Source organism: Paraburkholderia sp. BL6669N2, from assembly GCF_003387275.1.
In the GTDB taxonomy this organism is placed as follows: Bacteria; Pseudomonadota; Gammaproteobacteria; order Burkholderiales; family Burkholderiaceae; genus Paraburkholderia.
In genome coordinates this window covers 2557226-2583083 of the sequence record NZ_QUNA01000002.1, presented here as the reverse complement: position 1 = coordinate 2583083, position 25858 = coordinate 2557226, and the positions used below count along the sequence as shown (strand labels likewise).

Annotated in this window: 25 protein-coding genes and 1 pseudogene; 6 read left to right on the top strand and 20 right to left on the bottom strand. The window is 58.1% G+C overall.

The features are described from left to right. Positions 1-127 precede the first annotated feature (127 nt). Positions 128-838, bottom strand: coding sequence for a hypothetical protein (locus B0G80_RS47420; protein ID WP_258879122.1), 711 nt, complete (start codon positions 836-838; stop codon positions 128-130). Between B0G80_RS47420 and B0G80_RS34080 the strand changes: the two genes are divergently transcribed. Further along, complete coding sequence (locus B0G80_RS34080; protein WP_258879121.1) at positions 822-1622, top strand: hypothetical protein; 801 nt, start codon at positions 822-824, stop codon at positions 1620-1622. The two genes, B0G80_RS47420 and B0G80_RS34080, sit on opposite strands and share 17 nt — an antisense overlap. Positions 1623-1951: 329 nt before the next feature. Here B0G80_RS34080 and B0G80_RS34075 read toward each other — a convergent pair whose 3' ends face one another. Further along, positions 1952-2671, bottom strand: a complete 720-nt coding sequence (locus B0G80_RS34075; protein ID WP_116122200.1) for a GNAT family N-acetyltransferase — start codon at positions 2669-2671, stop codon at positions 1952-1954. Positions 2672-2819: 148 nt separating this feature from the next. Between B0G80_RS34075 and B0G80_RS34070 the strand changes: the two genes are divergently transcribed. After that, complete coding sequence (locus tag B0G80_RS34070) at positions 2820-3782, top strand: GlxA family transcriptional regulator (protein ID WP_116122199.1); 963 nt, start codon at positions 2820-2822, stop codon at positions 3780-3782. 148 nt (positions 3783-3930) lie between these two features. On the opposite strand, the gene B0G80_RS34065 is transcribed toward B0G80_RS34070, so the two are convergent. Further along, positions 3931-4380, bottom strand: coding sequence for a DUF2501 domain-containing protein (locus tag B0G80_RS34065; RefSeq protein WP_116122198.1), 450 nt, complete (start codon positions 4378-4380; stop codon positions 3931-3933). A gap of 71 nt (positions 4381-4451) precedes the next feature. Beyond that, complete coding sequence (locus B0G80_RS34060) at positions 4452-5405, bottom strand: pseudouridine-5'-phosphate glycosidase (protein ID WP_116122197.1); 954 nt, start codon at positions 5403-5405, stop codon at positions 4452-4454. A gap of 231 nt (positions 5406-5636) precedes the next feature. Between B0G80_RS34060 and B0G80_RS34055 the strand changes: the two genes are divergently transcribed. Continuing rightward, positions 5637-8378 carry an MGH1-like glycoside hydrolase domain-containing protein gene (locus B0G80_RS34055; RefSeq protein WP_116122196.1) on the top strand — a complete coding sequence of 914 codons (2742 nt, stop codon included), beginning with the start codon at positions 5637-5639 and terminating at the stop codon, positions 8376-8378. On the opposite strand, the gene B0G80_RS34050 is transcribed toward B0G80_RS34055, so the two are convergent. From B0G80_RS34050 to B0G80_RS34040, 3 genes are all read right to left on the bottom strand, one after another. Continuing rightward, complete coding sequence (locus B0G80_RS34050; RefSeq protein ID WP_116122195.1) at positions 8379-8687, bottom strand: hypothetical protein; 309 nt, start codon at positions 8685-8687, stop codon at positions 8379-8381. A gap of 271 nt (positions 8688-8958) precedes the next feature. After that, positions 8959-9840, bottom strand: coding sequence for a UTP--glucose-1-phosphate uridylyltransferase GalU (gene galU, locus B0G80_RS34045; RefSeq protein WP_116122194.1), 882 nt, complete (start codon positions 9838-9840; stop codon positions 8959-8961). A gap of 399 nt (positions 9841-10239) precedes the next feature. After that, complete coding sequence (locus B0G80_RS34040) at positions 10240-11235, bottom strand: helix-turn-helix domain-containing protein (RefSeq protein ID WP_116122193.1); 996 nt, start codon at positions 11233-11235, stop codon at positions 10240-10242. Positions 11236-11771: 536 nt separating this feature from the next. On the opposite strand from B0G80_RS34040, the gene B0G80_RS34035 reads away from it, so the two are divergent. Next, positions 11772-11957, top strand: a complete 186-nt coding sequence (locus B0G80_RS34035; RefSeq protein WP_116122192.1) for a hypothetical protein — start codon at positions 11772-11774, stop codon at positions 11955-11957. Positions 11958-12026: 69 nt separating this feature from the next. On the opposite strand, the gene B0G80_RS34030 is transcribed toward B0G80_RS34035, so the two are convergent. The 13 genes and pseudogenes from B0G80_RS34030 to B0G80_RS33985 all read right to left on the bottom strand — a co-directional run bounded on the left by B0G80_RS34030 (position 12027) and on the right by B0G80_RS33985 (position 24212). Beyond that, a complete protein-coding gene (locus tag B0G80_RS34030) occupies positions 12027-13139 on the bottom strand; it encodes a hypothetical protein (protein WP_258879275.1) in 1113 nt (370 codons plus the stop codon). Between the two features lie 45 nt (positions 13140-13184). Beyond that, positions 13185-13343 (bottom strand): annotated as a pseudogene (locus B0G80_RS47415) (glycosyl hydrolase family 28-related protein); the annotation flags it as partial. Between the two features lie 216 nt (positions 13344-13559). Next, the gene (locus tag B0G80_RS34025) at positions 13560-14150 is read right to left on the bottom strand and encodes a WecB/TagA/CpsF family glycosyltransferase (protein ID WP_258879120.1); all 591 of its coding nucleotides are present in this window, start codon (positions 14148-14150) and stop codon (positions 13560-13562) included. Between the two features lie 379 nt (positions 14151-14529). Next, positions 14530-15963 (bottom strand): mannose-1-phosphate guanylyltransferase/mannose-6-phosphate isomerase, encoded by a 1434-nt coding sequence (locus B0G80_RS34020; RefSeq protein ID WP_116122189.1) that lies wholly within the window; start codon positions 15961-15963, stop codon positions 14530-14532. Between the two features lie 149 nt (positions 15964-16112). Beyond that, on the bottom strand, positions 16113-17294 hold the full coding sequence (locus B0G80_RS34015; RefSeq protein ID WP_116122188.1) for a hypothetical protein: 1182 nt from the start codon (positions 17292-17294) through the stop codon (positions 16113-16115). Then, positions 17287-17493 carry a hypothetical protein gene (locus B0G80_RS47410; RefSeq protein ID WP_258879248.1) on the bottom strand — a complete coding sequence of 69 codons (207 nt, stop codon included), beginning with the start codon at positions 17491-17493 and terminating at the stop codon, positions 17287-17289. The genes B0G80_RS34015 and B0G80_RS47410 overlap by 8 nt, the downstream gene beginning before the upstream one ends. Continuing rightward, positions 17450-17920 carry a hypothetical protein gene (locus B0G80_RS34010; RefSeq protein WP_258879274.1) on the bottom strand — a complete coding sequence of 157 codons (471 nt, stop codon included), beginning with the start codon at positions 17918-17920 and terminating at the stop codon, positions 17450-17452. Before B0G80_RS34010 ends, B0G80_RS47410 begins: the two co-directional genes overlap by 44 nt. Positions 17921-17924: 4 nt before the next feature. After that, complete coding sequence (locus tag B0G80_RS34005; RefSeq protein WP_116122187.1) at positions 17925-19289, bottom strand: lipopolysaccharide biosynthesis protein; 1365 nt, start codon at positions 19287-19289, stop codon at positions 17925-17927. Between the two features lie 6 nt (positions 19290-19295). Continuing rightward, the gene (locus B0G80_RS34000; RefSeq protein WP_258879119.1) at positions 19296-20537 is read right to left on the bottom strand and encodes a capsular biosynthesis protein; all 1242 of its coding nucleotides are present in this window, start codon (positions 20535-20537) and stop codon (positions 19296-19298) included. 86 nt (positions 20538-20623) lie between these two features. After that, complete coding sequence (locus B0G80_RS33995; protein ID WP_116122185.1) at positions 20624-21490, bottom strand: glycosyltransferase family 2 protein; 867 nt, start codon at positions 21488-21490, stop codon at positions 20624-20626. 28 nt (positions 21491-21518) lie between these two features. Next, positions 21519-21674 (bottom strand): hypothetical protein, encoded by a 156-nt coding sequence (locus tag B0G80_RS47405; RefSeq protein ID WP_258879118.1) that lies wholly within the window; start codon positions 21672-21674, stop codon positions 21519-21521. Positions 21675-21761: 87 nt separating this feature from the next. Then, positions 21762-22658 (bottom strand): NAD-dependent epimerase/dehydratase family protein, encoded by an 897-nt coding sequence (locus tag B0G80_RS33990; RefSeq protein WP_258879116.1) that lies wholly within the window; start codon positions 22656-22658, stop codon positions 21762-21764. Positions 22659-22796: 138 nt separating this feature from the next. Then, positions 22797-24212, bottom strand: a complete 1416-nt coding sequence (locus B0G80_RS33985; protein WP_116123824.1) for an undecaprenyl-phosphate glucose phosphotransferase — start codon at positions 24210-24212, stop codon at positions 22797-22799. 83 nt (positions 24213-24295) lie between these two features. Between B0G80_RS33985 and B0G80_RS33980 the strand changes: the two genes are divergently transcribed. Together B0G80_RS33980 and B0G80_RS33975 are read left to right on the top strand one after the other, a co-directional pair. Next, a complete protein-coding gene (locus tag B0G80_RS33980; RefSeq protein ID WP_116122184.1) occupies positions 24296-24586 on the top strand; it encodes a hypothetical protein in 291 nt (96 codons plus the stop codon). A 58-nt stretch (positions 24587-24644) separates the two neighbouring features. After that, a complete protein-coding gene (locus tag B0G80_RS33975) occupies positions 24645-25856 on the top strand; it encodes a polysaccharide biosynthesis/export family protein (protein WP_258879114.1) in 1212 nt (403 codons plus the stop codon). The last annotated feature ends 2 nt before the right edge of the window (positions 25857-25858 follow it).

Below are 25858 nucleotides of genomic sequence, written 5' to 3'. Positions count from 1 at the left end.
GTTCAGGGAATTTGTTCCGGATCTTATAAAAAGTATGATGATATGATGTACATATTGTAACAAGTGTGACGTAGGACTGACTTTGTTAATCTGATACGATTATTAAGAGATGGTAATAATTTACCTTCTAGCTATTACTGTGCATCTCATCGGCCGCTTTAGCGCCATCGAAATGCAAGTCTGGCGAACCCTTCCGGAAGACCTGCTTTATCAATCCTGAAGTTCTCTTTGCTTTAAGCGGAGATCTCTTCGGGTATTCGCTTGCGCCCGCGCGTATTCGCATGCCGATTACGCGGGGTAACTCGTACTTAAGCGTACGGGCTTTGCGCCCGTTATCTCGCTTAATTTCCCTATTAACGCCTGTATGGTTGCGGTCGTTCGCCTTGGCTTTGGCTTTTGATCGCGCCGGCATAGTTGGAAAGACTTGAATGATTAAGAATACACCAGCGGCAAGCCTCCCCGTTTCTAATACTGAACTCACGGTCCGTCGTAAATTTCTGACGTCGTTGTTGGCCGGCGGCGGCGCGTTCGTGCTCGCCGCATGCGGCGGTGGTGGCGATGCCGCCAGTCCCGACGCGGTCGCGGACCGATACCGACGCGGCGGCGGCGCATCGAACCCGAGCGGCGCCAGTTCGTCGAGCGGAGCGAGCGCGCCGGCAACGGCAAGCTCGCCGGCGGCGGCAAGCTCCCCGGCTGGCGCGAGCTCGCCGACGAGCACCCAGGGCGTTCTTCTCGACACGTCGTTCGGCGTAAAGGGCGATGGGACCACCAACGATCGCGTCGCACTCCAGCGCGCAATCGACGGCTCCATTGGACAGATTTTGCTGATTACCGGCAAGAGCCGGATCGATGTGGCCGGCCTCGACCTGCGCACCAATAGCCACGTGCGGTTTGCAAGCGGCGCTTCGATCAAACTGCTGGCGCATAATACCGATACGTATGAAATCCTGCGCTTGGCGGACGTGGATAATGTCACGCTCGAAAGCCCGTATCTCGACGGCAGCAAGGAATTGAATTCGGCGAAGTCGGGCGAATGGGGAATGGGGATCTCGATTAACGGCGCGACGAATTGCACCATTACGTCTCCGACCACGATCAATTGCTGGGGCGACGGTATTTATATCAACAACAGCGATAAAAAGAGAAACGGCTACAGCACGAACATCACGGTCAATTCGCACCATGCGACCGGATGCCGACGCCAGGGCGTATCGATTATCAGCGGCAGCGGCATCACGTTTAATAGTCCGCTTTGGGAAAATATCGGCGGAACGGCTCCCGGCGCCGGTCTCGATATCGAACCGAATGACAATAGCGCCGTGTTTCAAAACATTCGCATCGTCAGCCCGACGACGAATAACTGCGCCGGCGGCGGGATTAACGTTTATTTTGGCTTCTTCCCGGGTCCGGTCAACAAGACGGTCAGCATCAGCATTACCGGCCATACGGATACGGGCAGTCCCGGCGGTTCATTCAACGTGCAGGGCCTGCAATTGAATGGCTACGTCGTGAATGGATCGATTACCAGCGCCAACCCGGTCTGGAAGAAAACCGGGCTGAGCCTGGAAGACTGGGACAAGGGCGGCCCGACGGTGACGGTTAGCAACGCGCGCATCGGCTGATGCAAGCGTTCGGCCGGTGGTGCGATGCCGCAACGGATCGCGCTCCGGCTGCCTGACTAGCAGGTTGGGCCGGCCTCGGTGCCGGCCCAAGAGGTGTTTCAGGCTGCTGCGAAACCCGTCCGTGGTGACGCGAACTGTCCAAGAGCGAGACCCTCCATCAACTGAGCTTGAATCGACGCTGCATGTCTCCGCCGGTTGACCTCCCTTTCTTCGGGCTATATGGCGCGTCGAAGTTTCGTGACTCGTCGAGGATGAGGGGAAGTTAAGGAAGAGTCGCGAAGCGATACAAACCGTCCAAAGCCCCTGATTCGACATCTTCCGGAATAGATTTAAACGACTGCGGCCGAACGTGAATCAGCATGTCCAACACGAGTAAGCTGAAACGTGCGACGCAATTCAAATCCCAGACGCTCATACAACCCGATCGCGGAGGTGTTGTTGCTGAACACGTGGAGAAACGGCGTGTCCCCCCGTTGCTCGATCTCTCTTCGCAAGACTTTGATGAGCCGCCCCGCGAGGCCACGTCCTCGATAGTTTTCATCTACGCAAACAGCGCTGATCTCAACGTATCCGTCAACGCGCATCCGTTCGCCGGCCATTGCGATAAGACGCCCCTGCTCGCGGATTCCAATGTAGTTGCCCATTTCGCCCGTTCGCTTGCCGAAAGGACCGGGTTTGGTCTTCTGGGCGAGGTCGAGCATATCTTTCCCGTCCGCGTTACCCAGTCGAATTACGTCGCGGTCGTCCGCGCTCGCTGCTGTGCGATGCCGCGCGATCATTTGATGGATCACGCCCGCGTGCGTGACCTGAAGCCCGTCTAGCGGAACGATCGATTCACCGGAGCGCAGCACGGCGGCCTGCTCGTGAGGCAGCAAAAGCTGAAGCAGCGCCCGATATGCCGCGGGCGTTTCGGATGCCAAGGCAGCGAAGGGCGCCACATCGAGGTGGTATCGGCGGGCAAGGGCATCGCCATATCCCAGGTGCGCCTGCTTCGTGGTGAGGGCCGCCCAGATCGGACGGTCGAGGTCAGCGTCTATCGAACCGCTCATGCTTTCTCCTTTGCAAGCGCGACTGAGTGCCGGCGGCTTGACTGAATGATCAGCCAGCGCGTCACGCTGGCCGTATTGCTGTGCAGTCTAGACGCCCGACAGGCGCGAGGCTATAGTCGCAAATGACATTAATGGAGCTATTTGCGACATGAAAGTGGTCATCTTCGCACTGGACGGCCTGTTCGACACCGGGCTCACGGTCCTGCTGGATACCTTTGCGACTGCCAACGAGCTCGCCGTGGCCCAAGGCTTCGCCGCATCGCCTTTCGATGTCAGAGTCGTCGGCGTGCGCAAACGCATTCGGACCGCGCATGGCTTGTCGACCGCGGTCGAACCCGCGAGCACCGTTAGCCGTCCCGATTGGGTCGTGGTGCCTGCGCCGAATGTCAGACAGCCTGAGCGCCTGATCGAGGCGCTGGGCCGTCCGGACGTGCGCGATACGATGGCGTACCTTCGCAACTGGCATGCCGACGGCGTCGGCGTCGCGGCTGCCTGTATCGGGACTTTCCTGCTGGCCGAAGCCGGACTTCTGGATAACCGCGAGGCGACAACCACGTGGTCGCTCGCGCCTTTCTTCCGCCAACGCTATCCGGCTGTCAATCTGGACGATTCGCGCATGGTCGTCGCCTCACGACGCGTGGTGACGGCGGGTTCCGCGATGGGTCATCTCGACCTTGCGCTCTGGCTGCTGCGTCAGGCAAGCCCCGAACTGGCGACGCTGGTTGCGCGCTTCATGCTCATAGACAAGCGCTCGTCCCAGTCCGAATACATCATTCCGGATCACCTCGCTCACGCCGATCCGCTGGTCGCGCGATTCGAGCGATGGGCTCGCGACAATCTTTCGGCAGGGTTTTCGCTTCAGGCGGCAGCGGCCGCGTTGTCGGTCGGACCGCGCACTTTGCAGCGACGTACCGAGGCCGTGCTCGGTAAGTCGCCACTGGCCTTCTTTCAGGATTTGCGAATCGAGCGGGCGCAGAACCTCGTCTCAATCGGCTACGACCTCGAGAGAATTGCGAGCGAGGTGGGTTACGCCGACTCGGCGACGTTGCGGACTTTGCTGCGCCGAAGGCTCGGCCGCGGGGTGCGGGAACTTCGCGCTGAAATGCGCTAGCGTTCCGACGACGGTTCGCCGAACCATCGCGACTTGAACGGAATAGCCGGTGGTCAACCGGTTTCGTTTCGGTATAGTTGCCAACGCGCTCTCAACGCGAACGAAGTCACATCGCCACTCTCTTCGGACGGAGTGCGCCGTCACTTGCTCAAAGCAAAGATTTCCCTTGGGCCAGAATCTTGTCGCAGACCTGTTTCGTGATCTGCTCCTTCAGACCGCCGCCACTCAGGTCCACCTGCTTACCGTCGCCACTGTTCAGGATGCCTTTGGCGCCGTCGGTGTACCCGCTGTCGCTCGACGATGAACCGCCCGGCAGCTTGCTCATGAGCCCATCTTTGATCGACGACGCGCTGCCACCGAGATAGTTGTTCTTGATACAAAATTCAAGCACGCCCGCGACATTGCCCGTGCTGCCGGACGTTAGCGACTGCAGCGACAACCCACTGCCTAAACCGCCCAGGCTGTCGAGTCCACCAGCGGCGGCGCCGTTTCCACTCTGATTGAGAAGGTTGCCGAGTTGGGCGTGGGCGGTTGGGAAATAGAGCAATGTAGCGACCAGGAGCCCGTTGGCCCAGGCGCGACGGTTGCATGCGATCATGGAAGCCCTCTTGCCGTGGAGTGAAGGTAGTCTTCACTATAGTGCCTTACGGACTTAAACAAAGAACGAGGTCATCGACGATTCGAACAGGCCCCGCGCCCTGCATGTGCCAACGCCAGCGCCAATCTCGCCCCGACTTCGGCATTGTGTTTGATGAGCGCGATGTTTGTCGTCAGGCTGCGTCCACTCGTCAATGCCTTGATGCGAGCCAGCAGGAAGGGCGTCACGGCTTTACCGGTGATACCTTTCTCCGTGGCCTCCGCGAGCGCCTGCTGGGTCAGCGCGTCGATCTCCTCGGACTTCATCGCTGCCGCTTCCGGCACTGGCGTACTCAACACCACGCCGCCCACGAGACCCAAGTCCCACTTGGTGCGGATGAAGCGTGCCTGCTGCGCCGCATCGTCCAGCCTGAAGTCCGCGCGAAAACCGCTGTCGCGCGTGTAAAACGCGGCGAAATTGTCCTGCTCGCAACTGAGCACCGGCACGCCGTGCGTTTCCAGGTATTCCAACGCGAGTCCGATGTCGAGAATGGACTTCGCACCCGCACAAACCACCGCCACCGAAGTCTTCGCCAGTTCCTGCAGGTCGGCCGAAATGTCGAAGCTTTCCGGCGCGCCCCGGTGCACGCCGCCAATGCCTCCGGTCACGAAGACCTCGATGCCGGCCAAGGCGGCGCATATCATCGTGCCAGCTACCGTCGTGGCGCCAAGGCCGCCGCCGGCCAGCACGGCCGGCAGATCGCGGCGGCTGACCTTGCGTACCTGGTCCGAGCGCCCGAGCAGTTCCAGTTCGTCGTTCGAAAGGCCGATGCGGATTCGCCCGTCGATCAACGCGATAGTCGCGGGCTCGGCACCCAGCCCGCGGATCACGGCCTCCACTTCGCGCGCAGTGCGAACGTTCTCGGGATAGGGCATGCCGTGAGCGATGATGGTCGATTCCAGCGCGACGAGCGGGCGGCCGGCGGACTGTGCAGCGGCTACAGGTCCGCTGAAACTCAACCACGAGTGAGCAAGGTTCGTCATCATCACGATCTTCCCGGCGGTATATTTCGTTTAAGTATGCAACAAGAGGCGGCTGCAAGGTTCACTCGTTGCAGCGCGATGGCGCTTATCATTAGAGAAGTGTCTGGCCGCCCTTGCTGGAAGCGTTTGTTGAAGCACGGCGGTGCGCCGTGCAACGGTACTCCTGATGAAAAACGGACGGACGCTTGATGTACTGAACGTGTTGGATGGTCGATGTCGGGTCCCGGAGGTGCCATGTCACCGCTACACGCAACCAATCTGCTCCAGTCGAACGAAGGTGCCCGTCTTCATGGTCCCGAACTCGACCGCTGGCGCCGCTGGGGGCCTTATCTGAGCGAGCGGCAATGGGGCACTGTTCGCGAAGACTACAGCGAACACGGCACCGCATGGGACTACTTTCCGCACGATCATGCGCGCAGCCGCATGTACCGCTGGGGCGAGGACGGCATTGCCGGATTCGGCAACGACCCACTCGACTGGTGCGTATCGCTCGCGCTCTGGAATGGGCACGATCCGATCATCAAGGAACGGCTCTTTGGGTTGGCGAATGAGGAGGGCAATCACGGCGAGGACGTGAAGGAGCTTTACTTCTATCTCGACGGCACGCCGACGCATTCTTACATGAAGATGCTGTACAAGTATCCTCATGACGCGTACCCGTACCAGGACCTTATCGATGAAAATGTGCGGCGCGGCGCGGACCAGCCCGAATATGAAATCCTCGATACGGGCGTGTTCGACGACAACCGCTACTTCGACGTTTGCGTCGAGTATGCGAAGCACACCCCTGACGATATCGTGATGCGGGTGACCGTCGAAAACCGCGCGGATCAGCGCGCGGCGCTTCATCTACTGCCGCAATTCTGGGCGCGCAACAGATGGGCCTGGTCGGGTAAGCCCGGCAAGCCGTCGCTTACGCTGGAGTCGAATAGCGAGGATGGCGCGTGTGTCGTCGCGCGCCACCCCGCACTCGCAACGATGATCGTGACGGCGTCTGCGCAACGGCCGATCGAGTGGCTTTTCTGCGAAAACGAAACGAATGTGCGCCGGATTTTCGGCGTCGATGGAGCAGGGCCGTTTAAAGACGGCTTCAATGACTACCTCGTTGACGGCGACGAGCAGGCAATCCGGCGCGACAAGGGTACTCGTGCCGCCGCGCATGTGGCCCTGCAGTTTGCGCCACATGAGTGCTCGGTGCTGTACCTGCGCTGGCGTCCCGAAGCGGCTGCGGACGCCGCGCGTCTCGACATGCCAGCGCTTTTCACGCGCCGGCAAGAGGAAGCCGACGAATTCTACGCGGCGCTTCAGCTCGACATCGCCGACGCCGATGCGCGGCTCGTGCAGCGCCAGGCGCTCGCCGGCATGCTGTGGTCGAAGCAGTACTACCAGTTCGACGTGACGCGCTGGCACGACGGCGACCCTGGCCAACCGGCGCCACCGAGAGCTCGCAGGAACGGCCGCAACGCGGACTGGCGGCACATGTGCAATGGCGACATCGTGTCGATGCCTGACAAGTGGGAGTACCCGTGGTACGCGTCGTGGGATCTCGCTTTTCATGCGGTCGCGTTCGCCATGATCGATCCCGACTTCGCGAAGAAGCAATTGCTGCTGCTCGTGAAGGAGCGCTATATGCATCCGAATGGACAATTGCCCGCCTACGAGTGGGCGTTCGGCGACGCCAACCCGCCGGTGCATGCGTGGGCCACATGGCGCGTGTATGAACTCGACCGCGAGGTGACGGGCGTCGGCGATCACGCGTTTCTTGAAGTCATGTTCCACAAGCTCCTGCTCAATTTCTCGTGGTGGGTCAACCGCAAGGACGCCGATGATCACAACATCTTTCAGGGCGGCTTTCTTGGGCTCGACAACGTGGGCATCTTCGACCGGTCTTCGCCGCTGCCCACCGGCGGCCGCATCGATCAGGCGGATGGCACGGCATGGATGGCCTCGTACGCACTCGACCTGATGCAGATCGGCCTCGAACTTGCAATGACGAACAGCGCGTACGTTGAAATTGCGGTGAAGTTCTTCGAGCACTTTCTATATATCGCGGAAGCGGTCAGTTGCAGCGAAGGGTGCAAAACGGGGCTATGGGACGGACAGGACGAGTTCTTCTACGACGTGCTTCACCTGCCAAACGGAACCCGTGTGCCAATGCGCATCCGTTCGATTGTCGGACTGATTCCGATGTTCGCCGTTCACGTGTTAGAGGATCGCGTGTACGGTCATCTGCCGGGATTGCGCGAACGGCTAGCCTGGTTTCTCGATCATCGACCGAATCTGGCTAAGCTGGTGTCGCGCTGGACCGAACCCGGTAAGGGCAATACCACGTTGCTTTCGTTATTGCGCGGACACCGTATGACAACACTGCTGCGCCGCGCGCTCGACGAAAACGAATTTCTCTCTGAGCACGGCGTGCGAGCGCTGTCGCTCGTGCATCGCGATACACCTTATGTCTTCGACCATGACGGCGTGAATGTCTGCATTCAATATCAGCCGGCCGAATCGGACTCGCGCGTTTTCGGCGGCAATTCGAACTGGCGCGGGCCGGTCTGGATTCCTGTCAACTACCTGCTGATCGAATCGCTATATGAGTTCCATCGCTACTACGGCGATGAATTCCGCATCGACTATCCGACAGGATCGGGCAAGCGTTGTTCGCTGAGCGAGATTGCCGACGACCTTGCGCGGCGCGTCACCACGCTCTTTCTTAAAGATGCACGAGGTGTGCGGCCCGTGATGGCTGCTTATCCGATGCTGCAGGCCGACCCGCGTTCGCAGGATCTCATCCTGTTTCATGAGTACTTTCACGGCGACAACGGACGTGGCGTCGGCGCTTCGCACCAGACCGGCTGGAGCGGGCTCGTCGCGCTGCTGCTTCAGCCGCGCATGATGAAGCTGTCGCATGTGGCGGCCGATGTTGCGTCGGTGGATGCGGCGGTGGGAGAAGATGCTGCGTCGGCTGCGGCGCGGTAACTATTCGTAGCCGAGCTTATGACTCAGAATGGGCGCGAAAAAGAGTGCAACCGCCGAGCCCGCCGCCTTACCTTCGAGTTCCGCGGCCGCAGACGCGGCCCGCATTCCATACGAGTGCACCAACAGATCAAATAGCTGGGGCACGCAGTAAAGTACCGCAATCGCAATGCAATAAGATTGCACGACGGATATGCGCCAGCCCTTCTCGACGGCGACAGCGGCGCAGACAATGCGCAGAATGGCGAACAATACGAGCGCACCCACGGCTGCCTGTTCTCGGACCAGATACTCTGGAATAAACTCGCCCATAACTTCCTGTGCGCCCGCTACGTTAAACCGCCTTGAATGAAAACCGTCCGTTCGAAGTTTGCGATCGAATGGTCGACTGCCTTGGGACAATCGCTGTTCGACGTCGAGAGACGGCGCGACAGGTTTTGATATTACCGATGCCGCGCTAGCGGCACGAAAGCGCGGCTGAATGAACCATAGTCTTGGCCGATATGGTCAAGATTCACCGGCCGCCGGACGAATGTCCATTCCTTCGGTCGCAAAATGGACGTATCCGCGGCAGATCAGTCTGTCAGCCTGCGGTCACTGGCGAGCGCGCAAGCAGATATTCTTCGAAATCGGCGGCCACTTCCGGGTGACGCAAGGCGAACTCGATGGTTGCCTTCAGATAACCCAGCTTGCTGCCGCAGTCGAAACGCGTGCCGTGATACTTGTACGCCAGCACCTGTTCGTCGGCGAGCAGCGACTGAATCGCGTCCGTGAGCTGCAATTCGCCACCCGCGCCCGGCTTCAACGCACGCAGACGGTCGAAGATGCGCGGCTTCAGCACATAACGGCCGACCACGCCGAGATTCGACGGCGCCACGCTCGGCTCCGGTTTTTCGACGATACCGGACATCTTGATGATCGAGTCTTCCCACTCCTTGCCGTCGACGATACCGTACGACTTCGTCTCCTGGGCCGGGATCTCTTCGACGCCGATCACCGAGCTGTGATAGTGGTCGAACACCTCGATCATCTGCGTCATGACAGGCGGCGTGCCGTACAGCAAGTCGTCCGCGAGAATCACGGCGAACGGGTTGTCGCCCACCAGCTTTTCGGCGCACATCACCGCGTGGCCCAGGCCCAGCGCTTCCGGCTGACGTACGTAGAAACAGTCCACATGGCTCGGCTTGATGCTGCGCACGAGCTCCAGCAGCTTGTCCTTGCCGCGCGCCTCGAGTTCGGCCTCGATTTCATACGACTTATCGAAGTGGTCCTCGATCGCGCGCTTGCTGCGGCCCGTGACGAAGATCATTTCGGTGATGCCGGCCGCCATTGCCTCTTCCACCGCGTACTGGATCAGCGGCTTGTCGACAATCGGAAGCATCTCTTTCGGGCTGGCCTTCGTGGCGGGAAGGAACCGGGTGCCGAGACCCGCCACCGGAAATATGGCCTTGGTAACTTTGAGCATGAGTTGTCCGGGGTGTTCGCGATATAGACGTTAGAGAGTAGCCGGCCTTCCAAGACGGGCCAAAGCGAAGCTGACCAGGCAGAGTTTGCGTAGTGTCGGATAGATCGACTCGGGTGGTCGAGCGTAACCATAGGGGCGAAAACCGGCTATGGATGCAAGGTGGCGGAAGAAGCGCCGCTTTTGGCTAAAGCGGAAACGTGAAGGCCTGGCGGGGAGCACCACGGCGCAGGGCGTATAGCGCGTGGATCCATGGCATCGATGACAGCGGCGAGGCTCTGTTGCGATCCAGCCCGCGCATAACGATGCTAGAAATAATCTCTTCGCGGAAAGTTCGGGAGGAACGGGCGGCCAACGGAATTGCGACGTGCTTTACCGGAGGAACTTAGCCGAGACGTTCGCTCAAGATTGCTCCGCGGGAGCCGGTGCCCTGCCCAGGCGGTAATCGGTGGGTGTCGTCGCAAGATACTTCCTGAACAACTTGGCCAACTGACCGCCGCTGCCAATGCCACAACGTCGCGCAATCTTATCGACAGGCAAGCGCGACTCCACGAGCATCCGGCAACTCATGTTAAGACGAGCGCGAAGCAGATAGTCGGAGGGGGTCATCCCGATCTCGCTCTTGAAGCGGCGCAGGAAGTTGCGCTCGCTCATCGCGGCCACCTTCGCGGCCGCGTCGATAGAAACGGGCCGGTCGACGTTTGCCTCCAACCAGCGCGCCGACGTCATGATTTTTTCACTGACTTTGGGCGCTCCGCTGCGGGAAATGGACGTGTCCCAAGGCACATCCTGTTGAGGGGCAACCGATTCAGCGACATGACGCGCCACTTCCAGTCCCATATCCTCTTCCACGATACGCAGTGCTGTGGCGACCTCGGTTGGAGCTTCGCTCAGTGCTCTTGCTTGATAGTAGTCGCCTGTCTCATCCTCGCCATATAAGAGGGCACAGTAGCGGCTGGGAAGCTTTGCTGCTTCCAGTAACAGCCTGCCCTCGGCGATCGGATGAACGATCTCGCTGAACGGATGCCTGCGGCGCAGCCAATTGCTTAGGCGTTCGTCGCGGCACGCATGCGGTACGCCCGCGCCGCCTGCAATAAACAGCAGATGTCTGTCATTCCTCACCTGATGCGAGTCGACACTTTCAGTCCAGACGAATACCGAAGACGAGCTTGCGATACGGCCGCCTGCCGCCGACAGCAAAGAGACGTCGTAACGCGCGCGATGTAATTGCTGTGATGCGCTGAACGCATTCGCTTTCTGGAAAATCTCGATGATTGCCGCGACTTTTGGCAGTGCAAATCCGTTGAATAACGCTATGTCGACGTGAGTCATCTCACGCGTCTGTGCTCTCACGGCACTTTGCCGCGAACAGCGCGGCAGAGTATGTACCAGCTCCATTTGTTTTCCCCCGGAATGTTTTAGCCTTCGAAGCCCCGCCCTGGACTCTGTATTTTTCTTGTCTTTTGCATGCTAACCATCAATTCTAGCTTAATTATTACATGTCCGATTTGGCCAACACATTGGCTGTTCACGACCTGACTGCAGAAATTCCGTTTTAGCGGAGAGAATCCGTTATCCGATACATCCGCAATCCGTTTGGACAGGATTTATGCGTATATGCATAAATTTACCCGTGAAATGAGACGGAATGTATAGCACATTTATAGATGTGGGTTATGCGAGAACGCGATATAAAACGAATCGCCAGAACGGTGGCCGCCGCTCCGCTCAACCTCTACGGGATGTCACTTGAGCCGATCTTTTTCAAGGTAGGGCTTTCCTGGGTAATTTGCGGCAAAAACTCCAGCTATCATGGGATTGCCACTGCCAGTTCACCCGCCTAAAAACCGGATCCAAGCAGAATTTTTCGGCGGTTTGCCATTTTCTCAACGCGCAGGGCTAAATAAGTCCTGAACGTAGCCGATAACGCATTCATGCGTATAGAAGAAATTCAGACAATCGTTAGTGCCGCTTCCGAGACGGCCGATTCCATCGTCGGCGCGCGTGAGTGGACTACGGCCGAAGATGCGAGTGCTATGCGCGATTTGATCTTCTGGGACATGCTTGCCAAACGATTGCCCGATATAAGCGTTGCCGATCTGCTGGCCATTCTTAAATAGCACCGTGCGAAGCTGGTTCAAGGTGAGGCAACATTTCGCATCGCACGGATCCTATTGTTTCCGCTCCACTCAATTCATGTACCACTTGTCGACGTATCGGGTAAATGCGTAGATCGTGTCCGCTTTCAGCACAACGTCTTTAGATGAACGCGTCACGATGCCCGATCCGTGAACGATCGTCACATTCGGATTCCCCAGTGCGCGAATCGTTTGACCATCGGCGGCGCCGGAAAAATACGAGATGTCCGTGGGCGTCATGTAGTTATCAAGCACAACGAGACCTGAGCCGGTGACGTTGACGATCCGCGTCCCAGCCGGAGGCTTAATGGTGAGCGGCGCGCCCGACACGCTCGACCCTTCATGGTTCTGCACCAGGAATAATCCAGCCTGATTGAAGCTGCCCGCGCAGGCGAAGTATTGATTGCGCGCATCCGGATCGGATTCGCTGACGTAGTCCTCGAAACCATACTTCTGAAGACGTTCTTTTCGGCCCTCGGAGCGGCATGAGGTCAGCACGTTCGAGCGCGACTTCGACGACATATAGAAGCCGCTGTAGGTGCCGACCTCGGCGGAACTATTGTTGTAGCCGAAGCATGTGCTCCATATGGCGCTGCCATCCACATAGAAGCCGTGGCCGATATTGGAGTCGCCACGGCACTGCGAAATGCGGTGCTGCGATCCTCGCAACGGTGCGATGTAGATACCGCGTTCGGCATCCTCGCCAATGCAGTTCGACAGGAAGTTGTTTGCCCCGCCCACGACAATGCCGCACAGCAGCAGGTCCGGCGTGACCAGACCGCGACCCGCGATCAGAGAAGGGTTGGCTTCGATGCGGTTGAGGAAATCGTCGGTACCGAACGTTTCGATGCATCCGGAAATTCGGTCGCGCTGGCGATTGAGCAAGACATTCGTCGTTAGAATATCCTCAAAAACGACACCAAACCCTGCGAGGTGCTGAAAGCCCTGATCGGCGAAATTGTTGGCGGTGCAACGTCGTATAGCCGCCCATTTGACCAGTTGAAAGCGCACCCCGCCACCGGGGAAATTGGCGCCGCGTCCTTCGAAATTAATGCCGCTAATGCCGATTCCGCGCACGAGTGCCGTTGGCGTATCGACCACGAAGCCGTGGTCTGCCTGTACCAGCGTTACGCCGGAAATGTGGCCCGGAAGATAGCCGAACATCGTGCTACTCGATACGAGCGACACGCCGTTCTTCAGGACGACATTGCAGCGATAACGCCCGGCCGGAAAGCGAACCACACCGCCGCCACGTGCTTCGAGCAGGTCGATCGCAGACTGGATCGCCGCGCTGTCGTCGGTGCGGCCATCGCCCTTTGCACCAAATCGTTTGGGATTGATGTCGGCGTCGTTCAACTCTTCGGCCACCGTCCGGACGATACTCGTCGGCGCGGCCGCCTTGAATGCGATTGATTGAGCGTTGCTTGCTCTCGACGGGGTGTCCTTCGACAACTCCGTATCTACGGATGACGCGTCCGGTTTCGTTTGCCCGTTGACGGCCGCCGCCGCGCTGAGAATCGTGCCTGCGAGGGCACCCTTGATTGCCTGTCGTCGGTTAGTCACGGTATGACTCTCTGTCGTCAATCATTTATTGCGCGCAACGGCGTTGCTCACGAGTTCCCTGACCAGAACAGTTGGGAAGACTAATGCGTCGTGTGCATAGCGGCGCAACAGACGCCGGGGCTCGGTGACGATCCGGTGCAGCCATTCGAGGCCAGTCCTGCGCATCCAGACCGGTGCGCGTACCTTCTCGCCCGCAATGAAGTCGATCGTCGCGCCCGCGCAGATCGCCACCTTTGCGCTGATGCGCGGCCTGTGTTCATGCACCCATAGTTCCTGCTTGGGCGCACCGAGTCCGACGATCAACAGATCCGGCTCAGCTGCGGCGATTTCGTCGAGAATGCGATCGCACTCGGACGGGAACGTCTCAAATCCGAAAGGAGGGCAGTACGTACCGACTACCAGAACGTTCAACCAGCGTTGCGTAATGATCCGCGCGGCGCGCTCCGCTACACCTGGGCCCGCGCCTAGCAGAAACACGCGCATGGGCTGATTCATTGATCGCGCCTGATGAAGGATACTGGGTACGAGATCGCTGCCGGGCACCGTTTCCTTTAATGCGCGACCCATCATCCGCGATGCGAGCACGAGCGGCTTACCGTCTGCCAGTATCATCGAAGCGTCTGCATACGCAGCCTGGAATGCCGGCGAGTTTCGAAGTTTGACGATATGGTCCACATTCGGCGTGACCACGTAACGGCATCTTGTGCGCGGCGATTCAAGCCACCGTGCCAACGTCTTTGCGGCCGTATCCATTGAGATGGCGTCTATCTCTATCCCGAACATCGTGCATTTAGTGGTCATTTAACAGGCCTCAGGTCGATAAGACGTGACGAAGCGCTCCGACAGGATTTATTTCTGTCGGAGAATTTGGATGACTAAGTAAATGAGGATCTTGTCGAATCTGCCTTGTATCGGCCCGATGCACCCAAGATCGCGGGGTGAGATCCGCTGGCCCGCCTCTATAGAAGCAAGCGCGAGCAGCGCTTAAGCGCTATGCGGTGCCGGTTCTTCCATAGCGGTCCTCAAGCCGAACGATGTCGTCCTCGCCGAGATACGCTCCGGATTGAACTTCGATCAGCTCAAGTGGGATCTTTCCCGGATTGAACAGTCGGTGCGATACCCCAACGGGAATATAGGTAGACTGGTTTTCCGTCAACAAGTCTTCGCGATCGCCGTTCGTAACCAACGCCGTGCCCCTGACCACGATCCAATGCTCGGCCCGATGATGGTGCAGTTGAAGGCTCAATTGGGCACCGGGATTGACAACGATCCGTTTGACCTGGAAGCGCTCGCCCTGGTCGATGGATTCATACGAGCCCCACGGGCGCGTCACGCGCCGATGGGTAACGGACTCGCGCCGTCCCGTTGCGTTGAGGCTGTCGACGATAGTCTTCACGTTTTTAGCCAGATCGCGATGGGCGACGAGCACAGCGTCTGCCGTTTCGACGATTACCAGGTCGCTGACGCCAATTGCCGCGACCATGCGGTGTTCAGCGCGGATATATGAATTCGATACGGAATCTTGCAGCACGTCGCCTATAAGCGCATTGCGCTGCTCGTCTTGCGGCGCAATCTCATGCAGTGCGGACCACGATCCAATATCGCTCCAGCCGAGATCGTCCACAGAGATAACCGCCGCGCGATCGGTACGCTCAAGAACCGCGTAGTCCACCGAGATGCTGGGACATTCGGTGAAGGCATCTTTGCCGAGCCTAAGAAATGGCAGGTCAGGACGTGCATCTTTGTATGCCTGATGCGCGAGACGGGCGACGTCTGGTTCGTATCGTTTCAGTTCGTCCAGGTAGACGGCTGCGCCAAACAGGAAAATCCCGCTGTTCCACAAGTAATCGCGACTAGCCAGCAACTCGGCAGCGAGCGCGGCTTCGGGTTTCTCGACGAAGGCGCTGACGTTGTATGCCTCGTGCTCCATGTCCGCCAACGACTCACCCTTGCGGATGTATCCAAACCCGGTGTGCGGCGCAGTCGGCACCGCTCCGAATGTGACGAGCCGTCCATCGCGCGCCAGAGCAATGCCGGTTTCGACGGCGTTGTGAAACGCGTCTACGTTTTGAATGACGTGATCGGACGGCAGTACCAGCAACAGTGCCTTGGGATCATGCTGGACAGCGAAATGTGCCGCGGCCGCAATCGCCGCCGCGGTGTTTCTCGAAACTGGCTCAAGAAGGATCGCAGAGACGTCGAGAGCAATTTCCTTTAATTGATCGGCAAGCTGAAAGCGGTATTCGGCATTTGAAACCAGAACCGGTGGCTTGGTGTTGTCGAGGGCATTGAGGCGTTTGAGCGTAGTCTGCAACAGCGAGTGCTCGCCCGCCAGCGTAAGGAACTGTTTTGGTTGACCGCCACGAGACATCGGCCACAACCGCGTTCCACTGCCGCCACATAGAACAACTGGGAAAATGCTCATGTGCTTCTATCCTGTGTGCCTCGTTCGGTGTGACTCTACTGAGCAACCTATGTGTTGTGCGTCGACTGTCTTTATTCGACATACTTTTGGCAGATCCGGGTAACCCACTACAACCGCTTTGAAAATGGGCTTCGTGAGACATGTCGGACCTATTCCCGGCCGGCTACCGACGGATAGTCTCGATAGGCGAGAAGCATGAAGATGAAGATAGACAGACCGAGTGGTTCGATCATCAGCAAGCCGGCGAAAACGGCAAAAACAAGTGGCGCCATAGATCCGAAATCCCTACGCACCCGGAGCCAGAGAACCCAGCAATAGATCACGGTGACAGGTACGCCGTATTTGTAGATCATGCCGGTAATCGAGTTCGATATGCCGGCGTCGTTCTCCTTGATGTACCCATACTCGTCCAGTGCAAGTGCGTTGTAGGCGTCGAGATCGCCGCTTGGACGGCCGAGCAGCAAGCTGTCAGCTGCGGCGCGCGCCCCGAGTGTCATGTCGTTGATTCGCACGGTGATACTCGAGTCGCCTTGCAGCGAGCGGCCGAAGAGGGTCGAGAAGGCGTCGTCGATCGCGCCAGGGGCGGCCAGCACAAGTGCCACCACAATGCCCAGCATAATGGCCGCGAGATTTGCGAGCCGCGGCTGGCGCTGATGCACGTAGCAATAGGCAGCGAATGGCATCAAGACCGACAAGGCTCCCATGGATTGAGTGGAGAGTGCAGCCAGAATAAATACCCAGTTGGGTCGTTTCTTGTACTTCAGGCAGTTGTATGCAAAGGCCATCGTCAGCATGACGCCGTATACACCAGCTTCCCAGAAGATGCCCTGATTGCGGTAGTGATTGAAGCGCTGCAGATCGGTCGAGCGGACGTAGAGAAGGCCGAAGACCGTGCTGTATTCGTCATCGATATGGCGTGCGATGCCGGGAGCCACGTACGCGAGCGGATAAAGGACCAGCGAGATGATCGCCATGTAATACATCACGTCAACGAAAAGCTCGCGGAAGTCGCGGCGTGTCCGCTTGAAATAGATGCACGCGGCGCCCGCGATCAGCGCTTTTAGAATGACGAAGAGTTCCTTGTCGTCGATCTGAAAGTCCTGCGCGTAGCTGGCAACGAAGATCGCGATAACCAGAATCCCGTAGCTTCCGCGGATTGCCCGAGGAAAACGTACGGATACCAGGAAGCTGCAAAATAGAACGACCACGATTGCGGCGATCATCGCGGAATTGCCAACTCGAACCACAACGATCCAACCGCCGCTGACAAGCAGGATTGCGGTCAGCAGTAACGAGGCGCGGAATTCGCGTCGGAAGAGGGCACTAAGCATGATTGATTTCGGTTGTGACACTAGCGGGACAGGCGTTGCGCGCAGAAGGCCCGCCCTTTAACCATTCCCTATGATCCGGATGCCAGTGGCGAACCACGCGGGCAGGTGCGCCGACGGCGACGCAGAAATCGGGGATGTCGCTCGTGACGACGGCGTTAGCGCCGATCACACAGTTGCGGCCGATTCTGGCTCCGAGTATTACGACGTTCTCGCCAATCCACGAGCCGTCGCCGATACTGACCGGGCGGCGCTGTTTGTGTCTTGACCGGTTTGTGAATGTCTTCGTATCCGTGAATATAGTCGGCGACATAGACCCGATCGGCGATCAGTACGTCGCATCCGATTTCGATCGACTGGGTGACAATAATATGTGCGCTGTTGCCGATGTATACACGGTCGCGGATCTCAAGTCTGGGTTGCACGGAGAACGCGTGAATCGTCTCGATCCATGCGAAGTTGTTAATGAAGACATCAGTGCCGATCGTGATGTTGTCCGATCCGTCGATCCGGATTGGCCTGAGAATGCGGGAACGTGCCCCGAACCGCGCGAAGAAAAATGGATAAACGACGCTCTGAAGTGACGTTCGAAGACGATTCCGGATCTTGAAGAAGATGCCTATGTTCACGTGTCTATTCCGTTTGTGTGCGTTTCGCGTGGGGCTTCAGGACGGTGGTGATCTCACGTCGGTAGAACGACAGCGACGGATAGACGCAGATACCCAGAACCTTCCACGCCACAAGTCCCTCTACGAGTTTTTCGCCTGCGAGTGCAAGAGCGGTAGCGAGTGCGGCGCCGGTCCCGCCAAGCGTCGGTACGAGAATCGCGGCAAGGGCAATGCACACCAGGGTCGCTATTACCATCGCATTACGGATGACTCTCTCCAGTCCGTGAACGACCAGTAAAGGACGTATCGAACCGCTTGCGACCACGGCAAGCTGTCCCGCGCTCAAGAATAGAAGGGGGCCGTAACCCGCCCCAAAGTCATTGCCGAATAGTCGCAACAGTTGGTGACCCGATATGACCAGGACGACGAAAAGACCCGACACCAGGATCAGCAGTGCAGCCGATACTCGTTGAACAATCCACTCGATATCGTGCCTGCTGGCGGTACCGCGCATCATCGAAAGTTTGGGCCCCACTAGCGCGTCGATGGGTGGGACCAGAAAGCCCGAAAGCGTCAGCGCAACGCGTTGTGCGACCGAATACCCGCCCACGTCGGAAGGAGAAGAGAGGATGCCCAGCGCAAAAACCGCGATCCAGAGCAGCGCCATCTGGCAGGTGTTGCCGATCAGCAGCGGCAGTGCTGGCCGCAGTAAGCGGACATTCCATACCGGGCCGATCGGACTGGTGAGACCGCCGGCGCTGCGCATGAACCTGCTGAAGGGAATGTACGCAATAGCGAGGTTGACGGTCGATGCGCCGACGAAGATATATGCCGCCGTCACCGCGTTCGACGGCGGCATACAGAATAGTGAAAGGAACGAGAGGAGCGGTACCCAAACGCTGAACACGGCGATGCTTCTTTCCGGCTTGCCGATGATCTGCAGAAACGGTACGTGCATCATCGCGATTGAAGTCGGTAATAACGCTACTGCGAACCACACCAATACGGAGGCAAGTTCCTGCTTATGAAAGACGTACAGCGCCAGGGGTTTCGACAGAAGAATGACCGTCAGCGTGAGGACGAGACTCGCAACAGCGGCGAGGAGCATGGTTTGGCGGTACAAGCTTCGTAGCTGTGCCCACTGACGATCGCGTACCATCGGACCGCCCTCGCGAATCACGATCTGTTCGAGGCCGAGCCGACAGAATGTCGACAGCACCGACAGAAACCCCAGGCCAATCATGTAGAGACCCGTCTGCGACGCGCCGAGGTAACGGCCGAGAAAGATCACGAACGAAAAATTCGTCACTGCGCCCGAGAGTCTGAAGACGAAACTCGACGCAATACGTTTGACAATGCTCGGCGACGGCGGAAGTCCGGCTGCTGTCATAACTGTTTATCGAGTCTCGACGCGGAGCGACTCGATTACGCGCGCAGCGATACCGCGCGTATAGCCGAGATCGACGTCGGTAAAGTGGCCGGGGAAGAAGTACCGGTCGACCAGCGCGCCAAGCAACATGTTCGGCGCGGGATTCGACCGGTCGGTGGGGTGTTCGATCAGATGGCCGAGTTCGGCTGGCGTACGTGCAGGCAGAATTCCGTTGAGATGATCGTAAAACGATTCGCCGAGCACGATGACTCTGTGGCCGGCCGCGAAAGCATCAAGTCCCGTCAACGAGTTGACCGTGACCGTTATACATGTCCGGGCAATATCCTCGGGAAGCGACCGGCCGCTGAGTTCGATTCTCTCCAGGCGTTCCACTAGCGCATAGAATGCCGCGCTGTATTTGCGACGGTACAGCGGATGTTCACGGACGACGACCTTCCAGTCCGGTGGGATACCCGACATGACGAACTCGATCAATCCAGCGTCGCTGAGCTGAAGTGGATTGTGATAGATGTTGTTCGCGTCTTCGGGCACCTGCATTGCGAGCAGGAGCGTCTTTCGCCGGTCGGACACGGTGTCCGATTGGCGCACCAATGCCTTGTAACGCGCAGACGGGCATTTCTCCAGGCGATACGGTCGGAGATCGGGAGGCAGCAACCCGGTGAGCCGCGACTGCGCAACGACAAGCTTGTCGACCATCGAGTACAGACGATTGTTCCATCTCGGACGCTGACCAGGTACGACCAGCTCAGGACCCGTCGCAGGAAGATCGGCAAGAGCCGTGCGGAACGAACAATTCGCGTTGACTCCCTCGCGATCCAGAAGCGTGGTGCGATACGGTCCCTGCTCGAAAAACCACGTCGTCGCACGCGAATCGGCCAGGGTGCGCATCAACACCTCGGCGGGCAAACGTGTGTCGCCACTCAGGATGGCTACGTCCGGATCGAACTGCTCGATCACCGATCGGCTCACGTCGAGCATTTTCCGCGCGTGGCGGTCAAGCGCGTCCCGTTGCGAATCGGTCATACCGGGATCGGACGAGTGGAAGCGGATCAGAGCCGAAATGACGTCCGGGTCGGTCGAACGGTCCTTGGCTCTCTCTAGAAATGCCCTCCACGACAGCGCCTTGGTCGCACGCCCGTGCAACCGGAAGTACGCCCACGCACTTGGGAAAACCGCCAGATGGAGAAATTCAACGTTGGGATCCAACTGCTTCCATGCATCCTCTATCGCGCAGAAGAAGCGCGCCATTGGATGGTAGTAAACCAGCGTGACAACTTTAGTTTTCATAGTGTGTGAGCGAGCCAGGCGCCGGCCGGATACGATGTCGAACGTGGTTATGCGACAGCCCATTTCATCTGAAGCGCGTCGCGTAATGCGCGAAGTTCGATCTTGTGACGTGCCGCCGCATGAAAAACGGTCAACACGATTGCCGACGCGGCGACAGCCAGATTGCGTGTTTTCAATCCGCAGTAAAGCCAGTTGCGCGTCAAGTAGTAACGTGAAAAATCTGAGCGGCTGCCGCCAGTCGAAGAGCTGATCTTGTGCTGGAGATGAATGGTCGGCGTGTAATACATCTTGATTCCGGCCCTTTTCAGTTCGAGGCAGAAGATCGTGTCGTCGTAGTAGACGAAGAGCTCCTCCCACATCCGGATTCCCGATTCCTTTAACAGACGCGACCTGACGATGAGCGAGCAAGTTGGCGCGTAGTCAACCGGATACAAAGGATTTTTGGTCAGTCGATCGGGTTTGTTATGGCCGAAATGACGGCAGCCGCCTTTGAGGTAGCTCAGTTTGCCACCGGCATACCACGGTTTGCCGGGCGTGTCATAGTAAAAGCTCTTTGGCGCGAGCGCGTCGACGTGTGGATTGGCATTCAGAATATCCACTTGCTGCTGGAGGAAATCGGCGTTGACTTCAATGTCGTTATTCAGGAAGAGGATATGCGTGAAGCTCTCGTCCGGAAGAAAGAAGTCCAGTCCCTGGTTGTTCGCCGTGGCCACACCCAGGTTTGATTTGTTGCGAATGAATGTGAACGGAACCTTTAGATCCGCGCGAATTGCCGCTTCGCACGCACGGTTGTCGACGTCGTTCTCGATACAGAGGACATGAAAATCCGTGAATCGTTGAGCGTTCATGCTCGCAATAAACCCTGCGATCACCGGGTCCGATTTGAAAAGCACGGTCACAATGCCAATTTTCATCACGAATTTCCTTGAAGAGTGAGGGCGCTTAGTTCAACAGCCCGCGACTGCGCATCTCGGCGACCGACTGGTCGTAGCCTGCGTCAGAGATGGTTTGTTCCTCGACCCACTTGCAGAAATGCATCGCGCCTTCTGCAAACGACACCTTCGGCTCGAAGTCGAGCTCCTTGCGAATCTTTTTCAAATCCGCGTAGTTATGGCGAATGTCGCCGAGACGGAAATTGCCCGTGATGTTGAGCGCGCCGGTGGCGCCGTAGAAGCGCTTCAGCGTTTACGCGACCTGAAGCACGCTCGTTGCTTTACCGGATCCGACGTTGTAGGCGACACCGGCTTTATTCGTTGCATCGAGCGCGAGCACAATGGATTCGACGATATCGTCGATATAGACGAAGTCGCGGCTCTCGAGGCCGTCTTCGAAAATGTTGACGTCTTTGCCCTGAAGCAGCAGCGTGGAGAAGATGGAGAGAATGCCGGTGTACGGGTTACGCAGCGACTGGCCCGGTCCGTACACGTTCTGAAAACGGAGTGCGATCGCGCCGATATCGAGCGTCTCGCAGACAGTGAGAACCAGTTGTTCCTGAAACAGTTTCGTGATGCCGTAGACAGAGCTGGGATGGGTCTTGGAGGTCTCGTCGGTTGCGACCAGTTCGAGACGTTCGCCGGTTTCCGGGCAAAGGCAATCATACAGTCCGAGACGCATGTCAGAGGCTTTCCGCGTGCCCGGATATACGTAGCCCGCGTGGCCGCGGTATTTGCCTTCGCCATAGATCGAACGGGACGACGCCACGATGAGCCGGCGGACGGTGCCATGCCCAGCGTCGCGCGCTTCGGCGAGTAAATCGAGCATTAGCGACGTGCCGCGGACGTTGGTCTCGACATAGTGGTCGATCTGGTACATGGATTGACCGGTCCCCGTTTCCGCAGCCAGGTGAATGACGGCTTCCTGACCCTCCAGTGCGGCTTGCCAGTCTTCACGGCGACGCACGTCGCCTTTGATGAAGCGCACGGATTCAGGCAACGACTTGAACAGCGGGGATTCATCCGGATTAGTCCCGTGAATCTGCGGAGAAAGGTTGTCCAGTACCGTAACAGTGTCGCCGAGGCGGTTAAGCGTACGCGCGAGTGCACTGCCGATAAAGCCGGCACCGCCGGTGATCAGGATATTCATGCGAGCTCGAAGATTGAGATAAAGGTCAAAAAAAGGGCTGCTTTTACTGTGAATCGCAGCGCTGAACCGGGGACGCGAGACACGGATTTGGCGACTGGCAAATCCCGAATGCGTGCAGGTCGAAAGTAACGCGTGCCGTCAATACGCTTGGGCGCCGCTGAAACCATGGATAAAGGTTTTCAGAACGATCTTGAGATCGAGACCGAACGTCCAGTTCTCGATGTAATAGAGATCGAACGCGATCCGTCCTTGCATCTTTTCGATCTTGTCGGTTTCGCCGCGATAGCCGTTGATTTGCGCCCAGCCCGTAATGCCGGGTTTGATCCTGTAGCGAAACATGTAGCCGTTCACGAGGTCTTTGTAGAGTTCGTCGTGCTGCAACGCATGCGGGCGCGGACCGACTACGGACATGTCGCCTTTGAGGACATTGATGAACTGCGGCAACTCGTCGAGACTGGTCTTGCGTAGCAGCGCACCTATCGGCGTCACACGAGGATCGCGCCGTTTGGCCTGAGTCAACTGGCCGGCATCTTCGGAATGGACCACCATCGTCCGGAACTTGTAGATCTGGAATTCGTTGCCGTTCGCGCCCTTGCGCCATTGGCGGAAGAAAACCGGACCGGGCGAGGACAGCTTCACGAGAATTCCGATGATGAGCATCAGCGGCAACAAACAGAGCAGCGCAAGAGCCGCGAATGTGCGGTCGAAAATCTGTTTCGGTACAAAACGTGGATCTGCTGACGGCGACGCCAATAGATTGATTGCGGATAGCCCCACGACCTCGGAGACCGAGTGGTTGAAAAGGGAAATGTCACGCACGTTCGGAATGAAGCGGACGTTCACGAAGTCATGCCGGAATGCGTTCAGTACGGCGTGTACGCGCGCTTCTTCCCGCAGCGGCAGAACGAGCCAGATTTCCTTGATGCTTCGGGTGCGCACCGCATCGGCAAGTCCGTCGAGAGAAGGGATCACCGGAAGTCCGCCGGCGTACGTGGAGGCCTGCGGATCCTCGTCGAAGACACATTCCGGAGAGAAACCCGACTGGGCGTTCTTACGCAAGCGATCGATCAACGTAAGGCTGAGCGGATTCGCGCCGACGATGGCGACCGGTTGGACATTGATGCCGCGTCGCCATAGCTGTTTCGACAAGTGATATTGCGCGAGCCGCAAGGTGACGAGCAGCGCAAGCGACGTGATGAGCCACGTCCCGCACCAGAGCCGCGACAGGGTGTGTGCCTGATGTGTCGTGAAGACCAGTACGAGTCCCAGGACGAAGACGGCCACCCAGCCGATCGTAACGAGCGTCACCATCTCCAGCGGATTCCGTCCTCGCCAGGATTGATAGATACCCAACGGGGGAAATAGCAGAGCGGTCATCGCCGTGTTGAAGGCGACGAGAAGCAGCGTGGAGTTACTCCACGCAGTGAAGTCTTCGAAACGGAATACATACGCAATCTCGGCGCCCGCCAATACGAGACACGCATCAAGCAGCGCGAAGAGAAATTCAGGTGCGCGAGTACCGGGATGAAACTCAAGCGGTTTGACTGATTGCATTTTCATTCCCCTAGCGATTTGTTTGCAGGCGCTAACCGGTTTTGCGTCGCATCATAACCACGAGGTTGGCGACGACAATTCCGATGACGGAAAACGGCAATGAATCGTCCGAATCGACTCAACGTGCTCATGCATGGCGTTTTGACATCGGCCGGAAGCCGCGTGGCGCCTCGATCTCCGATTCAGTCGTATTGGGTAAAAAGTCCGGGGACCCAGCCTCGAAGTCGACCGGCGCCGCCCGGGACTTTCCGTATTTCGCCAAATGCATGCCGTTTTCGGTCAACGCGATTCGCCGCGTCGCAGCATCGGTAATATCCGATCCCGGTAAGACAGGCCGTCAAGAAAGCGACGGCGGACTGTGCGATGCGGTCTAACAACCGTAAAGCGCGACTGACATTCAAGGGCCCTCGAATAGTCCACGGGTCTTCGCTTTTGCAGTCGGTCATTTCGAAGTCTGCAGATCCATACTGCCCTAGCACACTGCCAATGAGAAATCGCTTTGCATTACTTATTCAACGCTTGTCCTTGTGTTCGGTGCTTGCACTTGGCGCTTGCGCATTTGCGCCAGGGATGAGTTTCGATCCCCATAAGCCGATCGATCCCGAGGATCCTTCTTCAGTGCCGGTTATCACGCCGATTACGTTCAAGCTGATCGAGCAGGAGTCGTCAACTCGCAAGGCGGCCATTGCGGCAGACACCAGCTATGCATCGTTGATCGCGCCACCCGCACCCTATCGGATCGGAGCGCAGGACGTACTGTCCATCATCGTTTGGGATCACCCGGAACTGGTGATGCCTAACCTTAGTTACGCGATCGGCACGGACTCGGGCGCTTCTCCGGCTACAGTCGGCATGACGGCGCAGAGCCTGCCTGGTTTTGTCGTCAGCAAGGACGCATACGTCCAGTTTCCCTATGTCAGGAAGATCAAGGCCAGTGGGCTGACTGAGCTGCAATTGCAGCAACAATTGATCGATCACCTGAAGCAGAACCTCAACGATCCGCAGGTGACGGTGCGGGTCATTGGATACCGCAGTCAGAAAGCCTATATCGACGGCGAAGTGCGCCAGCCGGGCGTCAAGCAGATCACCGATGTCCCGATGACGCTGGCCGAGATGCTGAATCAGGCAAACGGCGTCGCGGCAACCGGCGACCTGAGCAGAATCGAACTGACCCGCGGCGGCATCACGTATCGGATCAATCTTCCCGAAATGCTGAAGCGTGGGCTCAATCCGAAGGACATTGCGATCCGTGACCAGGACGCGATCCGGGTCCCACCTTTAATCGAACATCGGGTCGTGGTCTCGGGCGAAGTCGTGAAGCCGGGGCCTGTCGTCTTCAAGACGAATGGTCACCTGACGCTAAGCGATGCACTGGGCGACGCGGGCGGTGTCAGCCAGTTGACCGGCGATGCGGGTGAAATCTACGTGGTGCGTGCGAAATCGGACGATGGGCTTCCGAAGATATTCCATCTCGACAGCAAGTCGCCGACCGGAATGGTGCTTGCCGCCGGGTTTGAAATGAAGCCGGATGACGTCGTGTATGTGGACGCGCCAGGCGTGATCAGGTGGTACCGCGTCGTGACGCCTCTGGTGGGCAGTGCGACCGGTGCGTACTACCTGCAACGAACCGCATCGGGTAACTGAAC

Bases quoted from the DNA above. Each gene is read 5' to 3' on its own strand.
- B0G80_RS33980 (WP_116122184.1), top strand. From the start codon at position 24,296: ATGACGGAAAACGGCAATGAATCGTCCGAATCGACTCAACGTGCTCAT.
- B0G80_RS34040 (WP_116122193.1), bottom strand. From the start codon at position 11,235: ATGGAGCTGGTACATACTCTGCCGCGCTGTTCGCGGCAAAGTGCCGTG.
- B0G80_RS34020 (WP_116122189.1), bottom strand. From the start codon at position 15,963: ATGAGCATTTTCCCAGTTGTTCTATGTGGCGGCAGTGGAACGCGGTTG.
- B0G80_RS34000 (WP_258879119.1), bottom strand. From the start codon at position 20,537: ATGGCGCGCTTCTTCTGCGCGATAGAGGATGCATGGAAGCAGTTGGAT.
- B0G80_RS34060 (WP_116122197.1), bottom strand. From the start codon at position 5,405: ATGATGACGAACCTTGCTCACTCGTGGTTGAGTTTCAGCGGACCTGTA.
- B0G80_RS34015 (WP_116122188.1), bottom strand. From the start codon at position 17,294: ATGCTTAGTGCCCTCTTCCGACGCGAATTCCGCGCCTCGTTACTGCTG.
- B0G80_RS34055 (WP_116122196.1), top strand. From the start codon at position 5,637: ATGTCACCGCTACACGCAACCAATCTGCTCCAGTCGAACGAAGGTGCC.
- B0G80_RS34070 (WP_116122199.1), top strand. From the start codon at position 2,820: ATGAAAGTGGTCATCTTCGCACTGGACGGCCTGTTCGACACCGGGCTC.
- B0G80_RS33985 (WP_116123824.1), bottom strand. From the start codon at position 24,212: ATGCAATCAGTCAAACCGCTTGAGTTTCATCCCGGTACTCGCGCACCT.
- B0G80_RS34035 (WP_116122192.1), top strand. From the start codon at position 11,772: ATGCGTATAGAAGAAATTCAGACAATCGTTAGTGCCGCTTCCGAGACG.
- B0G80_RS34005 (WP_116122187.1), bottom strand. From the start codon at position 19,289: ATGACAGCAGCCGGACTTCCGCCGTCGCCGAGCATTGTCAAACGTATT.
- B0G80_RS33995 (WP_116122185.1), bottom strand. From the start codon at position 21,490: ATGAAAATTGGCATTGTGACCGTGCTTTTCAAATCGGACCCGGTGATC.
- B0G80_RS34065 (WP_116122198.1), bottom strand. From the start codon at position 4,380: ATGATCGCATGCAACCGTCGCGCCTGGGCCAACGGGCTCCTGGTCGCT.
- B0G80_RS34025 (WP_258879120.1), bottom strand. From the start codon at position 14,150: ATGATACTGGCAGACGGTAAGCCGCTCGTGCTCGCATCGCGGATGATG.
- B0G80_RS34050 (WP_116122195.1), bottom strand. From the start codon at position 8,687: ATGGGCGAGTTTATTCCAGAGTATCTGGTCCGAGAACAGGCAGCCGTG.
- B0G80_RS34075 (WP_116122200.1), bottom strand. From the start codon at position 2,671: ATGAGCGGTTCGATAGACGCTGACCTCGACCGTCCGATCTGGGCGGCC.
- B0G80_RS34030 (WP_258879275.1), bottom strand. From the start codon at position 13,139: ATGTTCGGCTATCTTCCGGGCCACATTTCCGGCGTAACGCTGGTACAG.
- B0G80_RS33990 (WP_258879116.1), bottom strand. From the start codon at position 22,658: ATGAATATCCTGATCACCGGCGGTGCCGGCTTTATCGGCAGTGCACTC.
- galU (WP_116122194.1), bottom strand. From the start codon at position 9,840: ATGCTCAAAGTTACCAAGGCCATATTTCCGGTGGCGGGTCTCGGCACC.